This is a genomic window from Nocardioides cavernae, from assembly GCF_013410035.1.
Classification (GTDB): domain Bacteria; phylum Actinomycetota; class Actinomycetes; order Propionibacteriales; family Nocardioidaceae; genus Nocardioides; species Nocardioides cavernae_A.
Map to the genome: position 1 here is coordinate 317,599 of NZ_JACCBW010000003.1, position 16,071 is coordinate 333,669.

14 protein-coding genes and 1 rRNA gene are annotated in these 16,071 nt (G+C 72.1%); 2 read left to right on the forward strand and 13 right to left on the reverse strand.

Going from position 1 to position 16,071, the window contains the following annotated elements; translation table 11 throughout:
• The 3 genes from xerD to F4692_RS16485 form a co-directional block, all read right to left on the reverse strand.
• The gene (gene xerD, locus F4692_RS16475; RefSeq protein ID WP_179620791.1) at window positions 1-933 is read right to left on the reverse strand and encodes a site-specific tyrosine recombinase XerD; all 933 of its coding nucleotides are present in this window, start codon (window positions 931-933) and stop codon (window positions 1-3) included.
• Window positions 930-2,045, reverse strand: a complete 1,116-nt coding sequence (gene ald, locus F4692_RS16480) for an alanine dehydrogenase (protein WP_179620792.1) — start codon at window positions 2,043-2,045, stop codon at window positions 930-932. The genes xerD and ald overlap by 4 nt, the downstream gene beginning before the upstream one ends.
• A gap of 78 nt (window positions 2,046-2,123) precedes the next feature.
• Entirely contained in the window at window positions 2,124-2,792 is a 669-nt protein-coding gene (locus F4692_RS16485; protein ID WP_179620793.1) for an NUDIX domain-containing protein, read from the reverse strand.
• A 66-nt stretch (window positions 2,793-2,858) separates the two neighbouring features.
• Here F4692_RS16485 and pepN point away from each other — a divergent pair, with 66 nt between their 5' ends.
• On the forward strand, window positions 2,859-5,306 hold the full coding sequence (gene pepN / locus F4692_RS16490) for an aminopeptidase N (protein ID WP_179620794.1): 2,448 nt from the start codon (window positions 2,859-2,861) through the stop codon (window positions 5,304-5,306).
• A gap of 54 nt (window positions 5,307-5,360) precedes the next feature.
• Here the strand turns inward: pepN and F4692_RS16495 are convergent, their stop codons facing one another.
• The 8 genes from F4692_RS16495 to F4692_RS16530 are packed head-to-tail and all read right to left on the reverse strand — an operon-like array spanning window position 5,361 to window position 13,979.
• Window positions 5,361-7,055 carry a CTP synthase gene (locus tag F4692_RS16495; RefSeq protein WP_179620795.1) on the reverse strand — a complete coding sequence of 565 codons (1,695 nt, stop codon included), beginning with the start codon at window positions 7,053-7,055 and terminating at the stop codon, window positions 5,361-5,363.
• Between the two features lie 11 nt (window positions 7,056-7,066).
• Window positions 7,067-7,960: a copper transporter gene (locus F4692_RS16500; RefSeq protein WP_179620796.1), complete on the reverse strand. Its 894-nt coding sequence runs from the start codon at window positions 7,958-7,960 to the stop codon at window positions 7,067-7,069.
• Complete coding sequence (steA, locus tag F4692_RS16505; protein ID WP_179620797.1) at window positions 7,957-9,156, reverse strand: putative cytokinetic ring protein SteA; 1,200 nt, start codon at window positions 9,154-9,156, stop codon at window positions 7,957-7,959. The genes F4692_RS16500 and steA overlap by 4 nt, the downstream gene beginning before the upstream one ends.
• 15 nt (window positions 9,157-9,171) lie before the next feature.
• Window positions 9,172-10,944 carry a DNA repair protein RecN gene (recN, locus tag F4692_RS16510; RefSeq protein WP_179620836.1) on the reverse strand — a complete coding sequence of 591 codons (1,773 nt, stop codon included), beginning with the start codon at window positions 10,942-10,944 and terminating at the stop codon, window positions 9,172-9,174.
• A complete protein-coding gene (locus F4692_RS16515) occupies window positions 10,937-11,896 on the reverse strand; it encodes an NAD kinase (protein WP_179620798.1) in 960 nt (319 codons plus the stop codon). The genes recN and F4692_RS16515 overlap by 8 nt, the downstream gene beginning before the upstream one ends.
• Window positions 11,893-12,732, reverse strand: coding sequence for a TlyA family RNA methyltransferase (locus F4692_RS16520; RefSeq protein WP_179620799.1), 840 nt, complete (start codon window positions 12,730-12,732; stop codon window positions 11,893-11,895). The genes F4692_RS16515 and F4692_RS16520 overlap by 4 nt, the downstream gene beginning before the upstream one ends.
• Window positions 12,733-12,736: 4 nt before the next feature.
• Window positions 12,737-12,949, reverse strand: coding sequence for a hypothetical protein (locus tag F4692_RS16525; protein ID WP_179620800.1), 213 nt, complete (start codon window positions 12,947-12,949; stop codon window positions 12,737-12,739).
• A gap of 10 nt (window positions 12,950-12,959) precedes the next feature.
• The gene (locus tag F4692_RS16530; protein WP_179620801.1) at window positions 12,960-13,979 is read right to left on the reverse strand and encodes an HAD-IIA family hydrolase; all 1,020 of its coding nucleotides are present in this window, start codon (window positions 13,977-13,979) and stop codon (window positions 12,960-12,962) included.
• A gap of 48 nt (window positions 13,980-14,027) precedes the next feature.
• On the opposite strand from F4692_RS16530, the gene F4692_RS16535 reads away from it, so the two are divergent.
• Entirely contained in the window at window positions 14,028-15,146 is a 1,119-nt protein-coding gene (locus F4692_RS16535; RefSeq protein WP_179620802.1) for a DUF1015 family protein, read from the forward strand.
• On the opposite strand, the gene F4692_RS16540 is transcribed toward F4692_RS16535, so the two are convergent.
• Both F4692_RS16540 and rrf read right to left on the reverse strand, forming a co-directional pair.
• On the reverse strand, window positions 15,121-15,504 hold the full coding sequence (locus tag F4692_RS16540) for a single-stranded DNA-binding protein (protein ID WP_308645347.1): 384 nt from the start codon (window positions 15,502-15,504) through the stop codon (window positions 15,121-15,123). The two genes, F4692_RS16535 and F4692_RS16540, sit on opposite strands and share 26 nt — an antisense overlap.
• 193 nt (window positions 15,505-15,697) lie before the next feature.
• A 5S ribosomal RNA gene (gene rrf, locus F4692_RS16545) occupies window positions 15,698-15,815 on the reverse strand.
• Window positions 15,816-16,071 lie beyond the last annotated feature (256 nt).

Genomic DNA, 16,071 nt, shown 5'->3' on the forward strand with positions numbered 1-16,071 from the left:
TCATTCACGGGCCCGCGGGTGCGCGGTCGCGAAGACCTCGCGGAGGTTGTCGACGGTCACGAGCGTGTAGACCTGGGTCGTCGTCACGGAGGCGTGGCCGAGGAGCTCCTGCACGACGCGCACGTCCGCGCCGCCGTCGAGCAGGTGCGTCGCGAAGGAGTGCCGCAGCGTGTGCGGGGACACCGACGCGGTCACGCCCGCCCGCTCGGCGGCCTTCACCAAGACCGCCCACGCACTCTGCCGCGACAACCGGCCTCCACGCGAGTTGAGGAACATCGCCGGGCCACCGCGACCCGTGCCGACGAGCTCGGGACGCGCCCGGGTGAGGTAGGCGGCGACCGCCTCGCGGGCGTACCCGCCGACCGGCACGAGCCGCTCCTTGCCCCCCTTGCCGCGCAGCAGCACCGTGCCGTCGACCTGGTCGAGGTCGTCGACGTCGAGACCGACGGCCTCCGAGATGCGCGCGCCCGTGCCGTAGAGCAGCTCCAGCAGCGCGCGGTCGCGCAGCGCGAGGACCGTGTCGGGCGCCCCGGCCGCCTCGAGGATCGCCTCGACGTCCGACAGCGGCAGCGCCTTGGGCAGCCGCTTCGCCGGGGTCGGCGGCTTGACCGCCGCGGCCGGGTCCGCGACGGCGAACCCGTCGGAGACCGCGAACTTGTGGAACCCGCGCACCGCGACGACCGTGCGGGCCGCCGACGTCGCGCTCAGCGGCGGGTGCGCCTCGCTGCCCTCGCGCAGGCTCACCAGGAACGCGGCCACCGTCGACTCGGTGACCGCGTCCAGGGCATCGATCCCCTGGGTCGCGAGGAACTCGTCGTAGCGGCCCAGGTCACGCGTGTAGGAGCTCAGCGTGTTCGCCGCGAGGCCGCGCTCGACCGCGAGGTGGTCGAGATAGGTGCGGACGGCCCGACGCAGCGGAACCCCAGAGCTCACCCCAGAACGGTATCGAGTCCCACCGACTCGATGCCGACAGCCGTGCCGACCGGGCCGTTGGTCAGCTGGCCCGCGTGGGTGTTCAGGCCCAGCGCGAGGCTGTGGTCGTCGCGCAGCGCCTGCTGCCAGCCCTTGTCGGCCAGCGCCACGGCGTAGGGCAGCGTCGCGTTGGTCAGGGCGTACGTCGAGGTGTTCGGCACCGCGCCCGGCATGTTGGCCACGCAGTAGAAGACCGAGTCGTGGACCGCGTAGGTCGGGTCGTCGTGGGTGGTGGCGTGGGAGTCCTCGAAGCAGCCGCCCTGGTCGATGGCGATGTCGACGAGCACCGAGCCCGGCTTCATCCGCGAGACCAGGTCGTTGGAGACCAGCTTGGGCGCGGCGGCACCGGGGATCAGCACGGCGCCGATGACCATGTCGGCCTCCATCACCTGCTGCTCGATCGCCAGCTTCGACGACGCCAGGCCGTGGACGCGGTTGTTGTAGCGCCAGAACGACATCCGCAGCTTGTCGAGGTCGGTGTCGAGCAGCGTCACGTCGGCGCCCATGCCGAGCGCGATGTTGGCGGCGTTCTGGCCCGAGACGCCGGCACCGATGATGACGACCTTCGCGTTGGCCACACCGCCGACGCCGCCCATCAGGACGCCGCGGCCACCGTTGGCCTTCATCAGGGAGTACGCGCCCACCTGAGGCGCGAGGCAGCCCGCGACCTCGGACATCGGGTAGAGCAGCGGGAGCGCGCCCGAGGGCAGCTGCACCGTCTCGTACGCGATCGCGGTGACCTTGCGGGTCATCAGCTCCTCGGTCAGCGGCTTGTCCGCGGCGAGGTGGAGGTAGGTGAAGAGGGTCTGGCCCTCCCGCATCCGGCCGTACTCCTCCGCGACCGGCTCCTTGACCTTGAGGATCATGTCGGCCTCGCCCCACACGTCGTCGGCCGTGTCGAGCATCGTCGCGCCGGCGGCGACGTACTCCTCGTCGGTGATCTGCGAGCCCTCGCCCGCGGTCTTCTGGACCACGACGTCGTGGCCGTGCTGGACCAGCTCGTGCACGCCGATGGGGGTCAGGGCCACGCGGTACTCGCGGTTCTTGACTTCCTTGGGTACGCCGACCTTCATGCCTTGCTCCTCAGGGTCAGAGGACCCACCACGATGTGGGCCGCCTCACAGCGGGAGCGAGACTACTCCCGGAGGACCTCACCCGGCGTCCAGGGTCTGGTCCGGGCTCGGGTCGGGGATCGGGCCCAGCGAGCCGCGGCGCTTGAGCACGTCGTACGCCAGCACCGCCTGCGCCAGCGGACCCTCGCGCACCCGTCCCTCGAGCACCGCGTCGAGGAGGTCGGGCATCGCCACCCAGAGCGTCTCCATCTCCGCCTCCTCGTGGCGCATCTCGAAGTCCCCACGGGGCGCGGGCGACAGGCCGCGGGCCAGGAAGATCTCGTGCACCTCGTCGGTGATGCCGGCGCTGGAGTAGGTGCTCAGCAGCAGGCGCCAGTCCGACGCCTGCAGCTCCACCTCCTCCTGCAGCTCCCGCTTCGCGGTCTCGACCGCGGGCTCGTCGCCCGCGTCGCGCAGCCCGGCCGGCAGCTCCACGAACTCGTGGCCGCTGGTGTGGCGGTACTGCCGCAGGCACACCACCCGCTCGTCGGCGTCGACCGCGAGGACGATCACCGCGCCGGGGTGCTCGAGGCTGACCCGGCTGAACTGCTCCGGGTGCCCCGGGCGGGTGATCGTGTCCTCGCGCAGGGCGACGACCCAGTCGTCGCGGTGGAGGTCGCGGCTGGAGACGACCGGCCACGACATCGGCCGGTCGGCGAGCGGTTCGGCAGGACGATCTGCGGGTGTGCTCCCGGATTCGACGGACATGCCACGCACGCTAGCGCGGGACGGGTCGGGGATGGTGACGATGGACACGGTGAGTAGGTTCGGTCCATGACGCTGTCGAGCCTGACCAAGACCGAAGCCGCTGCGCGCTCGAAGCTGCTCGAGGTGCAGCGCTACGACATCGCCGTCGACATGACCGGCCTGCTCGAGGGCGAGGTGTGGTCGTCGGTCAGCACGATCACCTTCACCTGCTCCGAGCCCGGCGCGACGACCTTCGTCGACGTCGCGATGGACGTCGCGCGCGCCACGCTCAACGGCGAGGAGGTCGACGTCTCGGCCGCCGCCGACGGCCGCCTGCCGCTCCCCGCGCTCGCCGCCGACAACGTGCTCGTCGTCGAGGCCAGCACGACCAACACCGCCACCGGCGAGGGCGTCCTGCGCACCGTCGACCCGACCGACAAGCTCGTCTACGTCTGGACGAGCCTCGAGCCCGACGAGGCCCGCCGCATCTGGGCGTGCTTCGACCAGCCCGACCTCAAGGCCCCCCACCGCTTCACGGTCACCGCCCCGTCCGCGTGGCTGGTGACCTCCAACGGGGCGCCGGAGTCCGTCGTCGACCACGAGACCGACGACGCGAAGGTGTGGACCTACCCCGACACCCCCCGCCTGTCGACGTACGTCGTCGTCGTCAACGCCGGCCCGTTCCACGAGGTACGCCGCCAGCACGACGGCTACGACCTCGGGTTCTACTGTCGACAGTCGCTCGTCCCCGTCCTCGAGCGCGACCTCGACGAGCTGGTGACGCTGACCCGCCAGGGGTTGGCGTTCTTCGGCGAGCGCTTCGCCTTCCCGTTCCCGCAGGCACGCTACGACCAGGTGTTCGTGCCCAACCTCGGCGGTGCGATGGAGAACTGGGGCTGCGTCACCTACGGCGACGGCCAGCTGTTCCGCACCCCTCCGACGTACGCCCAGCGCGGGGTGCGGGCCGAGTTCATCTTCCACGAGATGGCCCACATGTGGTTCGGCGACCTCGTCACCATGCAGTGGTGGGACGACCTCTGGCTCAACGAGGCGTTCGCGTCGTGGGCGGCCAACTGGGGGATGGCCCACGCGAGCGAGTTCACCGACCAGTGGGCGACCTTCCTCGCCGCGGCCAAGCGGACCGCCTACGAGATGGACATGAGCCCGGCCCGGCACCCGATCCGCGGCGACGTCCCCGACGTGTCGGCCGCGATGTCCAACTTCGACGCGATCACCTACGTCAAGGGCCAGAGCGTGCTGCACCAGCTCGTCGCCTTCATCGGCGAGGACGCGTTCGTCGAGGGGCTGCGCGACTACTTCAGCCGCTACGCCTTCGCCAACACCTCGCTCGACGACCTCATGGACTGCTACTCCCGCGCATCCGGGCGTGACCTCTCCGCCTGGACGAAGGCGTGGCTCGACGAGGCCGGCACCGACGTCGTCTCCCTGATCGACGACGAGCTCGTCGTCGAGACCACCGACGGGCAGGAGCCGCGTCCGCACCGCCTCGACATCGCGGTCTTCGACGCGTCGGGCGACACGCTGGCGCCCGTCGGACGGTCGTCCCACGAGGTGACCGGCCCGCGCACGCCGGTCGACCTCCCGGCCGGTGGCCTCCGCCTCGTCAACGCCGGCGACCTCACCTTCGCCGCGGTCAAGCCGGACGCCGAGTCGCTCACCACGATGCTCGAGCGGGTCCAGCAGCTCGAGGACCCGCTGGACCGCGCCCTCGTCGCCGCGACCGCCGGCCAGCTGCTGCTGCTCGGGGACGTGGCGCCGCGCGACGTCGCGGCGTCGCTGACCCGGGCCCTGCGCACCGAGACCAGCCCCGCCCTCGTCGAGCCGTTCCTCGGCCAGGCCCTGCAGGTCGCCGACCGCTGGGCACCGGCCGCGGAGTCACCCGCGCTGCTGAGCGCGCTCGCGGACGCCGTCGTCGGGCTCGTCGAGGTCCCGGACGCGCGGCAGGCCGCCCTGCGCACGCTCGCGGCGTCGGCCTCGACCGACGCCCACTGGTCGGTCCTCGAGGCGGCCGCCGCGGAGGCGACCGACCTCGACCTCGCGTGGCGGATGGCCGTACGACGCTCCGAGCTGGGCGACTACGACGAGGACGCCGTGCGTCGCCTGCTCGAGTCCGACCCGGACCCCGACGCCGGGATGCGTCGACTGGCCGTGCTGGCCGCCCACCCGAGCGTCGAGACCAAGGAGGAGGTCTGGCGCGCGTTCTTCGTCGACTACGCCGTGCCCGCGAGCCGCGAGACGCTGGTGCTCGGGTCGACCTTCTGGCGCCCGGGGCAGGCCGAGCTGCTCGCGCCGTTCACCCACCGCTACCTCGAGGAGCTGCACACGCTCAAGGGCGGTCTGCTCAACCAGGGCCTCACGATCCGTGCGATGTTCCCCCTCGGCGCCGGCGACGAGACCTTCCTCGCCGCCGCCGAGGCCGCCGCGGACGACACCAGCCTGATGGCGTACGCCCGCAACCAGCTCCGCTCGAACTCGTTCGTCCTCAGCCGGATACTGCAGGCCCGCCGGCTCTGACCTCCACGGTGGTCGAGTAGCCCGCGAGGCACGAGCGGGCGTATCGAGACCCGCTCAGTCCTCGGTGGCCTCGTCCTTGCGGCGCAGCCCGGACTCGTCCAGCGGGAACCGCTCGGAGCGCTGCCGCTCGATAGCCGCACCGACCAGCCCCGCGAAGAGCGGGTGAGGTCGGGTCGGGCGCGAGCGCAGCTCCGGGTGGGCCTGGGTGGCCACGTAGTAGGGGTGCACGTCGGCGGGCAGCTCGACGAACTCCACCAGGCCGAGCTCGGGGTTGATCCCGGAGAAGACCAGACCGGCCTCGGCCAGGGTCTCGCGGTAGGCGTCGTTGAACTCGTAGCGGTGGCGGTGTCGCTCCTCGATCACCTCGGAGCCGTACGCCCCGCGCACCACGCTGCCCGCGGCGAGCTCGGCGCGCTGCAGGCCCAGGCGCATGGTGCCGCCGAGGTCGCCGGCACCCTCGACGTACTTCTTCTGCTCCTCGATCGTCGAGATCACCGGCTCGACGGTGTCGGGGTCGAACTCCGTGGAACCGGCCTTGCCGAGACCGGCCACGTTGCGGGCGTACTCGATGACCATGCACTGCAGGCCCAGGCACAGGCCGAGGGTGGGGATGCCGTGGGTGCGGGTGTAGCGCAGCGCACCGAGCTTGCCCTCGATGCCGCGCACCCCGAAGCCGCCCGGGACGAGGACCGCGTCGACGTCGGCGAGGGCCTTGGCTGCTCCCGCGTCGGTCTCGCAGGTGTCGGAGGCGACCCAGCGGATGTTGACCTTCGCCTCGTGGGCGAACCCGCCCGCGCGCAGGGCCTCGCTGACCGAGAGGTAGGCGTCGGGGAGGTCGATGTACTTGCCGACCAGCGCGACGGTCACCTCCTCCGACGGGTGGTGCACGCGCCGCAGCAGGTCGTCCCAGTCGGTCCAGTCGACGTCGCGGAACGGCAGGTCGAGGCGGCGCACGACGTAGGCGTCGAGCCCCTCGCGGTGCAGCACCTTGGGGATGTCGTAGATCGAGGGCGCGTCGGCCGCGGTGACCACCGCGTCGTCGTCGACGTCGCACATGAGCGCGATCTTGCGCTTGATGCCGTCGGGGAGCTCGCGGTCGGCCCGGCACACGATCGCGTCGGGCTGGATGCCGATGGAGCGCAGCGCCGCGACCGAGTGCTGGGTCGGCTTGGTCTTCAGCTCGCCCGACGGGCCGATGTAGGGCACGAGGGAGACGTGGATGAAGAAGCAGTTGTCCCGGCCGATCTCGTGCCGCGTCTGGCGGGCGGCCTCGAGGAACGGCAGCGACTCGATGTCACCGACGGTCCCGCCGACCTCGGTGATGACCACGTCGATGTCCGGGCCGCCCATCGCGAGGATGCGGTCCTTGATCTCGTTGGTGATGTGCGGGATGACCTGCACCGTGTCGCCGAGGTAGTCGCCGCGGCGTTCCTTGGCGATGACCGTCGAGTAGACCTGCCCGGTCGTCACGTTGGCGATCTGGTTGAGGTCGGTGTCGAGGAACCGCTCGTAGTGACCGATGTCGAGGTCGGTCTCCGCGCCGTCGTTGGTCACGAAGACCTCGCCGTGCTGGAAGGGGTTCATCGTGCCCGGATCCACGTTGAGGTAGGGATCCAGCTTCTGCATCGTGACGCGCAGGCCGCGCGCCTTCAGCAGGTTCCCCAGGCTGGAGGCGGTGAGCCCCTTGCCGAGCGAGGAGGCGACGCCTCCGGTCACGAACACGTGCTTGGTCGGCGTGGGACTCTTCACGGGCTTCGATCCTACCCGAGGGGAACGGGTCCGTCCGCACCCGACGCCCCGAAAGCACCGCCCGGAGTCGTGAGCGAGCGCTGCAACGTCATCACCGTCGCCAGCTGCCCGGCGACGGTGTCGATGCCGTCGAGCGTCGCGACGCTCGCGGCGGCCGGCGAGGCCCGCAGCCGGCCGAGCTGGCCCTGTCCCCCGTCGTCGGTCGTCCCGACGACCACGACACCGGTCGCCTGGACCGCGAGACCGCTGGCGAGGCCGGCGAGGATGGCGTCCGAGCCCTCGTCGTCGGCGTCATCGCCCAGGACGAGGAGCACCAGCGGGGAGCGCTGAATGACCGAGTCGGGCTTCGCCATCAGGCCCGCACCCGTGACGGCGTCGACGACGGCGCGTGCCTTGCCGCTCACGTCCTGGCCCTCGAGGTCCTTGGTGCCGATCGCGAGGCCCAGCAGCTGGCCGATCCGGTCGTACGTCGACGCGTCCGCGGCCACGTCCCCCGCGGCCTGCTGGGTGAGCAGCTGGCTGCCGAGCGTGTCGACGAGCGACTTCTGGCCCGGGTCGACGAGGTCCTCGGCGAGGTCGTAGCGGGCGCTGACGCTGCCGCCTGCCGCCTCCACCTGGGCGGCGAGCGCGCCGACGAGCTGCTCGTCCGCTCCGGGCACCGTCACCAGCGCCACGGAGCGGTCCTGCAGCCGGGCGTTGAGGACCGGCGGACCGAGGGTGGTCACGAACTGCTCGGTGTAGTCGGTCTGGACCCGGTCCGCGGCGGGCGCCGACTCCTCCGCGGAGCCGGCCGTGGCGACCGTCGCGCCGACGCCTGACAGCGGGCCGCCGCCGAGGGCGATCCCCGCCGCCAGGGCGAGGAAGACGGCGACGATGGTGAGCAGGTGGTGGCGCAGGGTGATCACGGGAGGATTCCTCGTACGTTGTCGATCAGGTCGGACGTGGTGCTGCTGACGACCGGCGAGACGTCGTCGACCCACTCCTGGCCGACCGGCGTGACGCTGATGGCGGCCGCGAGGGCGAGGACGCCGGCGGCGAGCGCACCGACGAGGTGGCGCGGGCGCACCGCTCCGTCGTAGAGGCGCGGCACGGCGGCGGCGTCGACCAGGTCCGGGCCGACCTTGAGCCGGGTCAGGAACGTGCTCGCGAGCCCGCTGCGACGGCGGTCGAGGAACTCGTCGAGGGTGGCGTGCATGCCCACGCCGACGATCAGCGAAGCCTCGCGCGCGGACGCGAGGAGCAGCGCGGCGTCCTCCGTCGTGGCCGTGGTCTCGAAGCGCAGCGGGCGGATGCCGAGCCGCTCGAGCTGGTCGATCGCGCCGCGGGGTGCACCGCGCTCGACCAGGACGACGACGTCGCGGGCCTTGCGCAGCACTGCTGCGGAGGGCAGGTCGTCGGACGCGCCGGTCACCACGACGACGTCGGGCCGGTGGCCGGCGCTCGCGAGTGCGTCGGCACCCCGGTCCACGCCGACGAGGACCGGGCGCTGCTCCTTGACGAACGGCTTGATGCCGCGCAGCTCCTCCTCCCAGCCGTGGGAGCGGACCGCGACGACGACCGCACGACCGGCCATCTCGGTGGCGGTCCGCGGGACGCCGTGGCCGTGCAGGAGCAGGTCCTGCTCGCGGCGGAGGAACTCCGTGCTGTTGTGGGTGAAGCTGTCGAGCTGGGCGGCCAGGCCCGAGCGCGCATCGCCCATCTCGGAGCGCACCAGGTCGGCGGTGAGCTCGCGGGCGTCCGCGACGAGGCTGTCGCCCGCGTGGACCGCTCCCCCGTCGATCCGCAGGGCGGCGCCGTCCCGGACCCGGTCGAACACCTCGGAGCCCGCGCTGTCGACCACGGCGACGCCCGCCTCGACGAGCAGCTCGGGGCCGAGGTTGGGGTAGCGCCCGGAGATCATCGGGCTGGCGTTGACGACCCCCACGACCCCGGCGTCGACGAGCGCCTGCGCGGTCTCGCGGTCCATGTCGAGGTGGTCGAGGACCGCGATGTCACCGGCGTGCAGCCGTCCGAGGACGCTGGCGGTACGGCGGTGGACCCGGGCGGGACCGTGCACGCCGGGCAGGTGGGGGGCTGGACGGGAGCGGACTGCGAACTTCATGACCGCGCCATGGTGTCAGCCGCGACCCTGCCTCTCCGGGAGGCACGCCCGCTCGGGCGCGGCGGCGTCGAGCAGCTCCCGGGCGTGCGCGCGAGCACTGTCGGAGTCCTCCACGCCGGCGAGCATCCGCGACAGCTCCCGCTCGCGGTCCGCCTCGGCGAGGGAGATCAGGCCGGAGGTGGTGACCGAGCCGTCGCTGGCCTTGTGGACCACGACGTGGCGGTCGGCGTACGCCGCGACCTGGGGCAGGTGGGTGACGACGAGCACCTGGGACGTACGCGCCAGCGCGGCAAGCCGGCGGCCGACCTCGATGGCGGCCTTGCCCCCGACCCCCGCGTCCACCTCGTCGAAGACGAACGTCGGCACCGAGCCGGTCTCGGCCAGCGACACCTCGAGCGCGAGCATGACGCGCGAGAGCTCGCCGCCCGACGCGCCCTTGTGGAGCGGACGGGCGTCGGCACCGGTGTTGGCCGCGAGGAGGAACTCGACGTCGTCCACGCCGTGCGACGTCGCCCGGAGCCACCGGCCGTCGACGAGGAGCTGCGGACCGGCCGGCACCTCGGGCGCCGGCGTCTCCTGCTGGCTCACCGCGATCGTCACCGTCGCGTGCGGCATCGCCAGTGACGTCAGCTCGTCGCTCACCGCGGCGCCGAGGCGCTCGGCGGCGACGCTCCGCTGACGGGTGAGCCTGGCGGCCAGGTCGCCGAGCTCGCCACGGATCCGGTCGCGCCGCGCCTCGAGCTCACCGATGTGGCCGTCGGTGTCCTCGAGGTCGAGGAGCCGCTTCGCACCGTCCTCGGCCCACGCCAGGACCTCGTCGATGGTCTCGCCGTACTTACGCGTCAGCGCCGTGAGCGCGGCCCTCCGCTCGGAGACCGCGGCGAGACGCGCCGGGTCGGTCTCCAGTGACGCGGCGTAGGAGGCGACGTCGCCGGCCACGTCGACCAGCAGGTGGCCGAGCTCGGCAAGCCGGTCGGCGAGCTCGCCCGCCGTCGCGTCGTGCTCGCGCACCCCCTCGAGGGCCTGGCGCGCCGCGCTGGTGGTCGCGAGCGCGTCGGTGGCCCCGTCCTCGCTCGAGAGCGCCTCGCGGGCGGTCTCCGCGGCGGTGCGCAGAGTGTCGGCGAACCCCAGCCGCGTCTCCTCGGCGGCGAGCTCCGCATCCTCACCCGGACGCGGGTCGACGGCCTCCACCTCCCCGAGGCCGAAGCGCAGCTGGTCGGCCTCACGCGCACGTTCGCGGGCGGAGCCGATCACCTCCGCGAGCGTCCGCTCGGTCGCAGCCAGCTCGGCCCACAGCTCGGCGTACGCCCCCGCGGTCCGCGCGAGCTCCTCGCCCCCGAACCGGTCGAGCGACGCCCGCTGTGCGCCGGCCTTCAACAGGCGGTGCTGGTCGGACTGCCCGTGCACCGCGACGAGCGGCTCTGCCACCTCCGCGAGCGTGGTCACCGGCACCGAGGCGCCGCCGACCCAGGCACGCGAGCGGCCCTGCGCTGCGACGTTGCGGGCGAGCACGACCTGGTCGTCCTCGACCTCACCGCCGGACTCCTCGACCGCGGTGCGGAAGCCGACGAGGTCACCCGCGGCGACGACGCCCTCGACCCGCGCCTGGCGTGCACCGGACCGCACGGCGCCCGAGTCGGCACGACCGCCCAGCAGCAGCCCCAGCGCGGTGACGACCATCGTCTTGCCGGCGCCGGTCTCACCGGTGATCACGGTCAGGCCGGGTCCGAGCTCCAGGGTGGAGGACTCGATCACCCCGAGCTGACTGATCCGCAGCTCCTCAAGCATCGTGCTCACCCCCGTCGCGCCGACGACGCTCCGCCGCGCCTCGCCAGCCCTCGACCGGGAGGCCGAACTTCGCGACGAGCCGGTCGGTGAACGGTGCCCGGTGCAGCCGGACCAGGCGTACGGGCCGCGCACCCCGACGGACCTCGATCCGGGCTCCCGGCGGAAGGTCGACGGTGCGGCGACCGTCGCACCACAGCACCCCGGACCCCTCGGTGTTGGAGAGGACCTCCACCGCCAGCACCGAGGTCGGCGCGACGACCATCGGTCGGGCGAACAGCGCGTGCGCGCTCAGCGGCACCATCAGCAGCGCCTCGACCTCGGGCCACACGACGGGGCCGCCGGCACTGAAGTTGTACGCCGTCGACCCGGTCGGGGTCGCGCAGACCACGCCGTCGCAGCCCCAGCGCGAGAGCGGACGGTCATCGACCTCGACCACGACCTCCAGCATGCGCTCGCGGGCGGCCTTCTCGACACTCGCCTCGTTGAGCGCGAACGTGGAGAACATGGTCTCGTTGTCGACCTTGACGCGGACGTCCAACGTCAGCCGGTCCTCGGCCGTGTAGTCGCGGGCGACGATCGAGGCGATCGTCGCGTCGACGTCCTCCGGCTCGGCCTCCGCCAGGAACCCGACGTGCCCGAGGTTGATGCCGAGCAGGGGCGTGCTGGTCTCGTGGGTCAGCTCGGCTGCCCGCAGGATCGAGCCGTCCCCACCGATGACCAGCACCAGCTCGCAGTCCTCGCCGGGCACGTCGTCGGGTGCGGTCGTCTCGACGAGCCCGTCCTCTGCCTCGAGCCCGAGGTCGGCGGCCTCGTCGACCAGGAGGCGCACGCCCACGCCGTGGGTGGTGAGTGCCTGCACACAGGCCCGGGCGACCTCGCGCACTTCCTCACGGCCGGTGTGGGCGAGCACGAGCACCCGACGCTGGGGGCTCGCGGAGGTCTCGACTGTCACTGGTCCACCCTCTCACCCGCCACCCCCAGCGAGGCCGCACGATCGACCTCGGCGCGGATGTCGTCGGCATCGACCGCGGGGGCACCACGACGCAGCAGCAGGAAGAACTCGACGTTGCCCGAAGGCCCGGGCAGCGGGCTCACGGTCACGGCGACCGCACCCCAGCCGCGCGCGGCCGCGAGGTCGGCGATCGTCGTGACGGCCTCGGCGCGCAACGCGAGGTCGCGCACGACCCCTCCCTTGCCGACGCGGTCCTTGCCCACCTCGAACTGCGGCTTCACCATCAAGGCCAGCTCGCCGTCCTCGCGCGTCACCGACAGGAGGGGGTCGAGCACGAGCGCCAGCGAGATGAAGGAGAGGTCACCGACGACGAGGTCGACGGGTTCGCCGACGACGTCGAGGTCCAGCTCGCGGATGTTGGTCCGGTCGTGGACCTGCACCCGGTCGTCGCTCTGCAGCGACCAGGCGAGCTGGCCGTAGCCGACGTCCACGGCGACCACCTCACGCGCACCCGCCCGCAGCAGGACGTCGGTGAACCCGCCGGTCGAGGCCCCGGCGTCGAGGCACCGTCTGCCACGGACGGTGAGGCCGTGGTCGGCGAACACCTCGAGCGCGCCGGCCAGCTTGTGCCCACCCCGCGACACGTAGTCCACGGATGTCGGGTCGTCCTTGACCACGATGGCCACGTCCGTGGTCACGCCCGTCGCGGGCTTGGTGGCCGGAGCCCCGGAGACGCTCACGCGGCCCGCCGCCACCAGCTCGCTGGCGTGCTCGCGCGAGCGAGCCAGGCCGCGCCGGACGAGCTCCTGGTCCAGGCGAAGTCGTCTGGGGGGCACGGGGTCAGACGTCCCGGTCGTCGCCGGCGGGATCGGGCTGGGCGTCGAGAGCGCGCCGCAGCTGCTCGTGTGCGCGCTCGAAGACCTGGACGTGCTCGCCGACGGGCGCGTCGACGACCGCGGTCACCTCCGCCAGCACGCGGTCGACCGCCTCGATGCCGGTCGGCTCGTAGTCGACCGCCGCCGGACGGGGCAGCTCGTCGCGGACGTCTTCCATGGCCGCGAGCCTACTCGGCACCGAGGACACGGACCGGCCCGGGCGGGCGGGCGTCGGCGACGTCCGCGGGTGACCCGCTCGCATCCAGGCGGAGCCAGCAGGCGGTCGCCGCGACGCGCCACCAGTCGCGTACGTCGCCGTCCCCCGTCACCTCGAGCCGCCCGTCCCGGACAGTCGCCCGCCATCCGCCCAGCTCGGCGGACTCGTCCGAGGTGATGGGGACCGGATGCGGCTCGAACAGCCCCTCGAGCGTCGGCGCGATGTAGCTCGGCCGCAGCTCCGGCGTCGCCGTCGCCAGGTCCTCCAGCCACGTGACCCCCGTCAGCACGAGCAGGGACGGTATGTCGATGGCGTGGGCGCCCTCGATGTCGGTGTCGAGACGGTCGCCGACCATGATCGGTCGGTCTCCCCCGACCCGACGGACGGTCTCGTCCATCAGAGGTTTCTCCGGCTTGCCGGCGACGGTCGCCTCGACCCCGGCGAAGGACGTGATCGTGCGCACGAGCACCCCGTGACCGGGAGCGAGACCGTAGGGCGTGGGGATGGTGAGGTCCGCGTTGCTGGCCACGTAGGGCAGACCGTCCCTGATCAAGGTGCTGGCCCTCATGATGTCGCGCCACCGGACGTCCGGTCCGTATCCGCTCACCACGGCGACGGCGCCCTCGGGGTCCTCGACCGGCTCGAGCCCGGCCTCGACGAGTGCGACCCGCAGGCCCTCTCCCCCGAGCACGAGGATCTTCGCCCCCGAGCCGTGCTCCTCGGCCAGGAGCCGGGCGGCCGCCTGCGCCGAGGTCACGACGTCCCCCGGCTCCGCGCTCACGCCCACACCGACGAGCTTCTCCGCCACCTGGGCCGGCGTCCGCGACGCGTTGTTGGTCACGAAGGCGACGTGGCGGCCGGTCTCGCGGATCCGATCGATCCGGGCGGCCACGCCGTCGACGGCGTCGCTGCCGACGTAGACCACACCGTCCAGGTCGAACATGACCAGGTCGTGCGCCTCCAGGATCGGAGACCTCGACTCCTCGAGCATGCTCCACCCCTCTCCGGATCGGGACGAACGTCCCCCTACGATGCTCCGATGGACCCCGCCGTTGTCGTGCCCCCGCATGTGGCACGGCCCGTCGAGCTCCTGCCGTTCAAGGCCGTGATGCTGGCTCCGGACCGCGTGGGCGATCCCGCGTCCGCACGAGCTCTCGCGCGACCCTACCGCGACGTCGCGGCCCGGCTGACGCAGTGGATCGAGCGTGGACTTGCGGTCTCCGACACGGCTCCCGCGGTCTACCTCCACGAGTACACCGCCGGTGGGTTGACCGTCCGTGGACTGGTGGGCGCCCTCCGTGTGTCCCGGCGGGCCGACTCCCTCGGTGAACGTGCCGTCTGGCCCCACGAGGCGATCCACCCCGAGCAGGCCGGCGAGCTCGCTGACCGCATGTGGCAGATGGACCTCAACCCGGCTCCCATCCTCCTGGTCCACCACGGTCGTGCGGCCCTGCGGGACCTGGTCTCGCGCATCGCGACCGGACGACCCGACTGGCGCTACCTCGACCGCACGGGCCAGCGCCAGCGGATCTGGGCGATCCGGGACGAGGCCGTCCTCGCCGAGATCGGGGACCTCCTCGCGCGGACGAGCTGCCTCGTGGCCGACGGCCACCACCGGTACGCCGCCTACCTCCGGCTGCAGCAGGAGCACCCCGGCAGTGCGTGGGACGCCGGTCTCGCGATGCTGGTCGACCAGCACGACACCCCTCTCTTCCTCGGCGCGATCCATCGCACGCTGCCGGGAGCCCTGCTCCAGGACCTCGTCGATGCCGCGACCACAGCGGGCGCGCAGGTGACGCCGCAAACGCGCCACGAGGCGCTGGGCGCGCTCGACAGCACTCATGTCGTCCTCACCGACGGGGACGAGTGGCGCGCCGTAGGGCCACTCGAGCTGGACCACGAGGCAGCCGTCTCCTGGCTCCACGCACGGGTGTTGGCCAGGCTGGCGGCGCCACCGACCCGCGTCGCGTACCACCACACCGTCGAAGACGCCCTCGAGGCGGCCTCGGCATCCGCGCCGGCGGTGCTGCTGCCGAGTCCGCACTTCGACCAGGTACGCGCGCTCGTCGAGGCCGGCGGCCTGCTCCCCGAGAAGGCGACGTCGTTCCAGCCCAAACCGAGCCTGGGCGTCCTCATGCGGCCGATGAGCGACGCATGATCCTCGCGGACGTCGCCTCGACCTCGACCCGGGACCTGGTCGTTCCCCCTGCTTGGTAGAACCGGCACCGGATCGCGCCGGTCACCTCCACGAGATCTCCCGTACGCCAGGTCGCGATGCTGCGCCGCAGCCGCGGCGCCCACGCGGTGCACGGCACCGAGTCCGTGTGCTTGCGCGCCGTCGTACGGGATCCCGCACGCCGCTCGGGCGGGCGCGGGACCGCGATCCGGAACGTCACGAGCGCGTCACCGCTCGGCAGCTCGACGAGCACCGGCTCCCCGCTGATCCGGCCGACCAGGCGTACCTCGTTGATCACGCCCTCGGCCATGTCCGTCATGTCGTGCTGTGTCTTCGTCACAGTGCACCTCCTGCAACGACTTTCCACGCGGGCTCGGACATTGCGACGCGTCTGCACGATTCCCCTGTGGAGAACGGCGAACACGGGGACGCTGTGGAGAGTTGGTGGCCAGGCACGTCCGGTACCGGTCGAACGAGAGGCCGGACACGCAAAAGTGGGGCCACCCGAAGGTGACCCCACTTCCACAATGTATGTCCGGCGGCGTCCTACTCTCCCACAACCTCTCGGTTGCAGTACCATCGGCGCTGAAAGGCTTAACTTCCGGGTTCGGTATGGGACCGGGTGTTTCCCGTTTCGCTATGGCCGCCGTAACTCTTTCAACCTGTCCACACCCACCCCCCTGGATGTTGGGGGGTGTGTGGGTTTGTTGGTTGGGAACTGCTTAGTGGACGCGAACAGCTGTGCTGTTGGTGTGGTGCGCGGTGTTGTCACGTGTTCACACACTTTGGTTCACACACTGATCGTGGTGACTTGGGTGGTGTGGTGGTGTGTGGTTGTGTACGTGGTTGGGACAAGCCCTCGGCCTATTAGTACCGGTCGGCTGGGCATTACTGCTGTACACCTCCG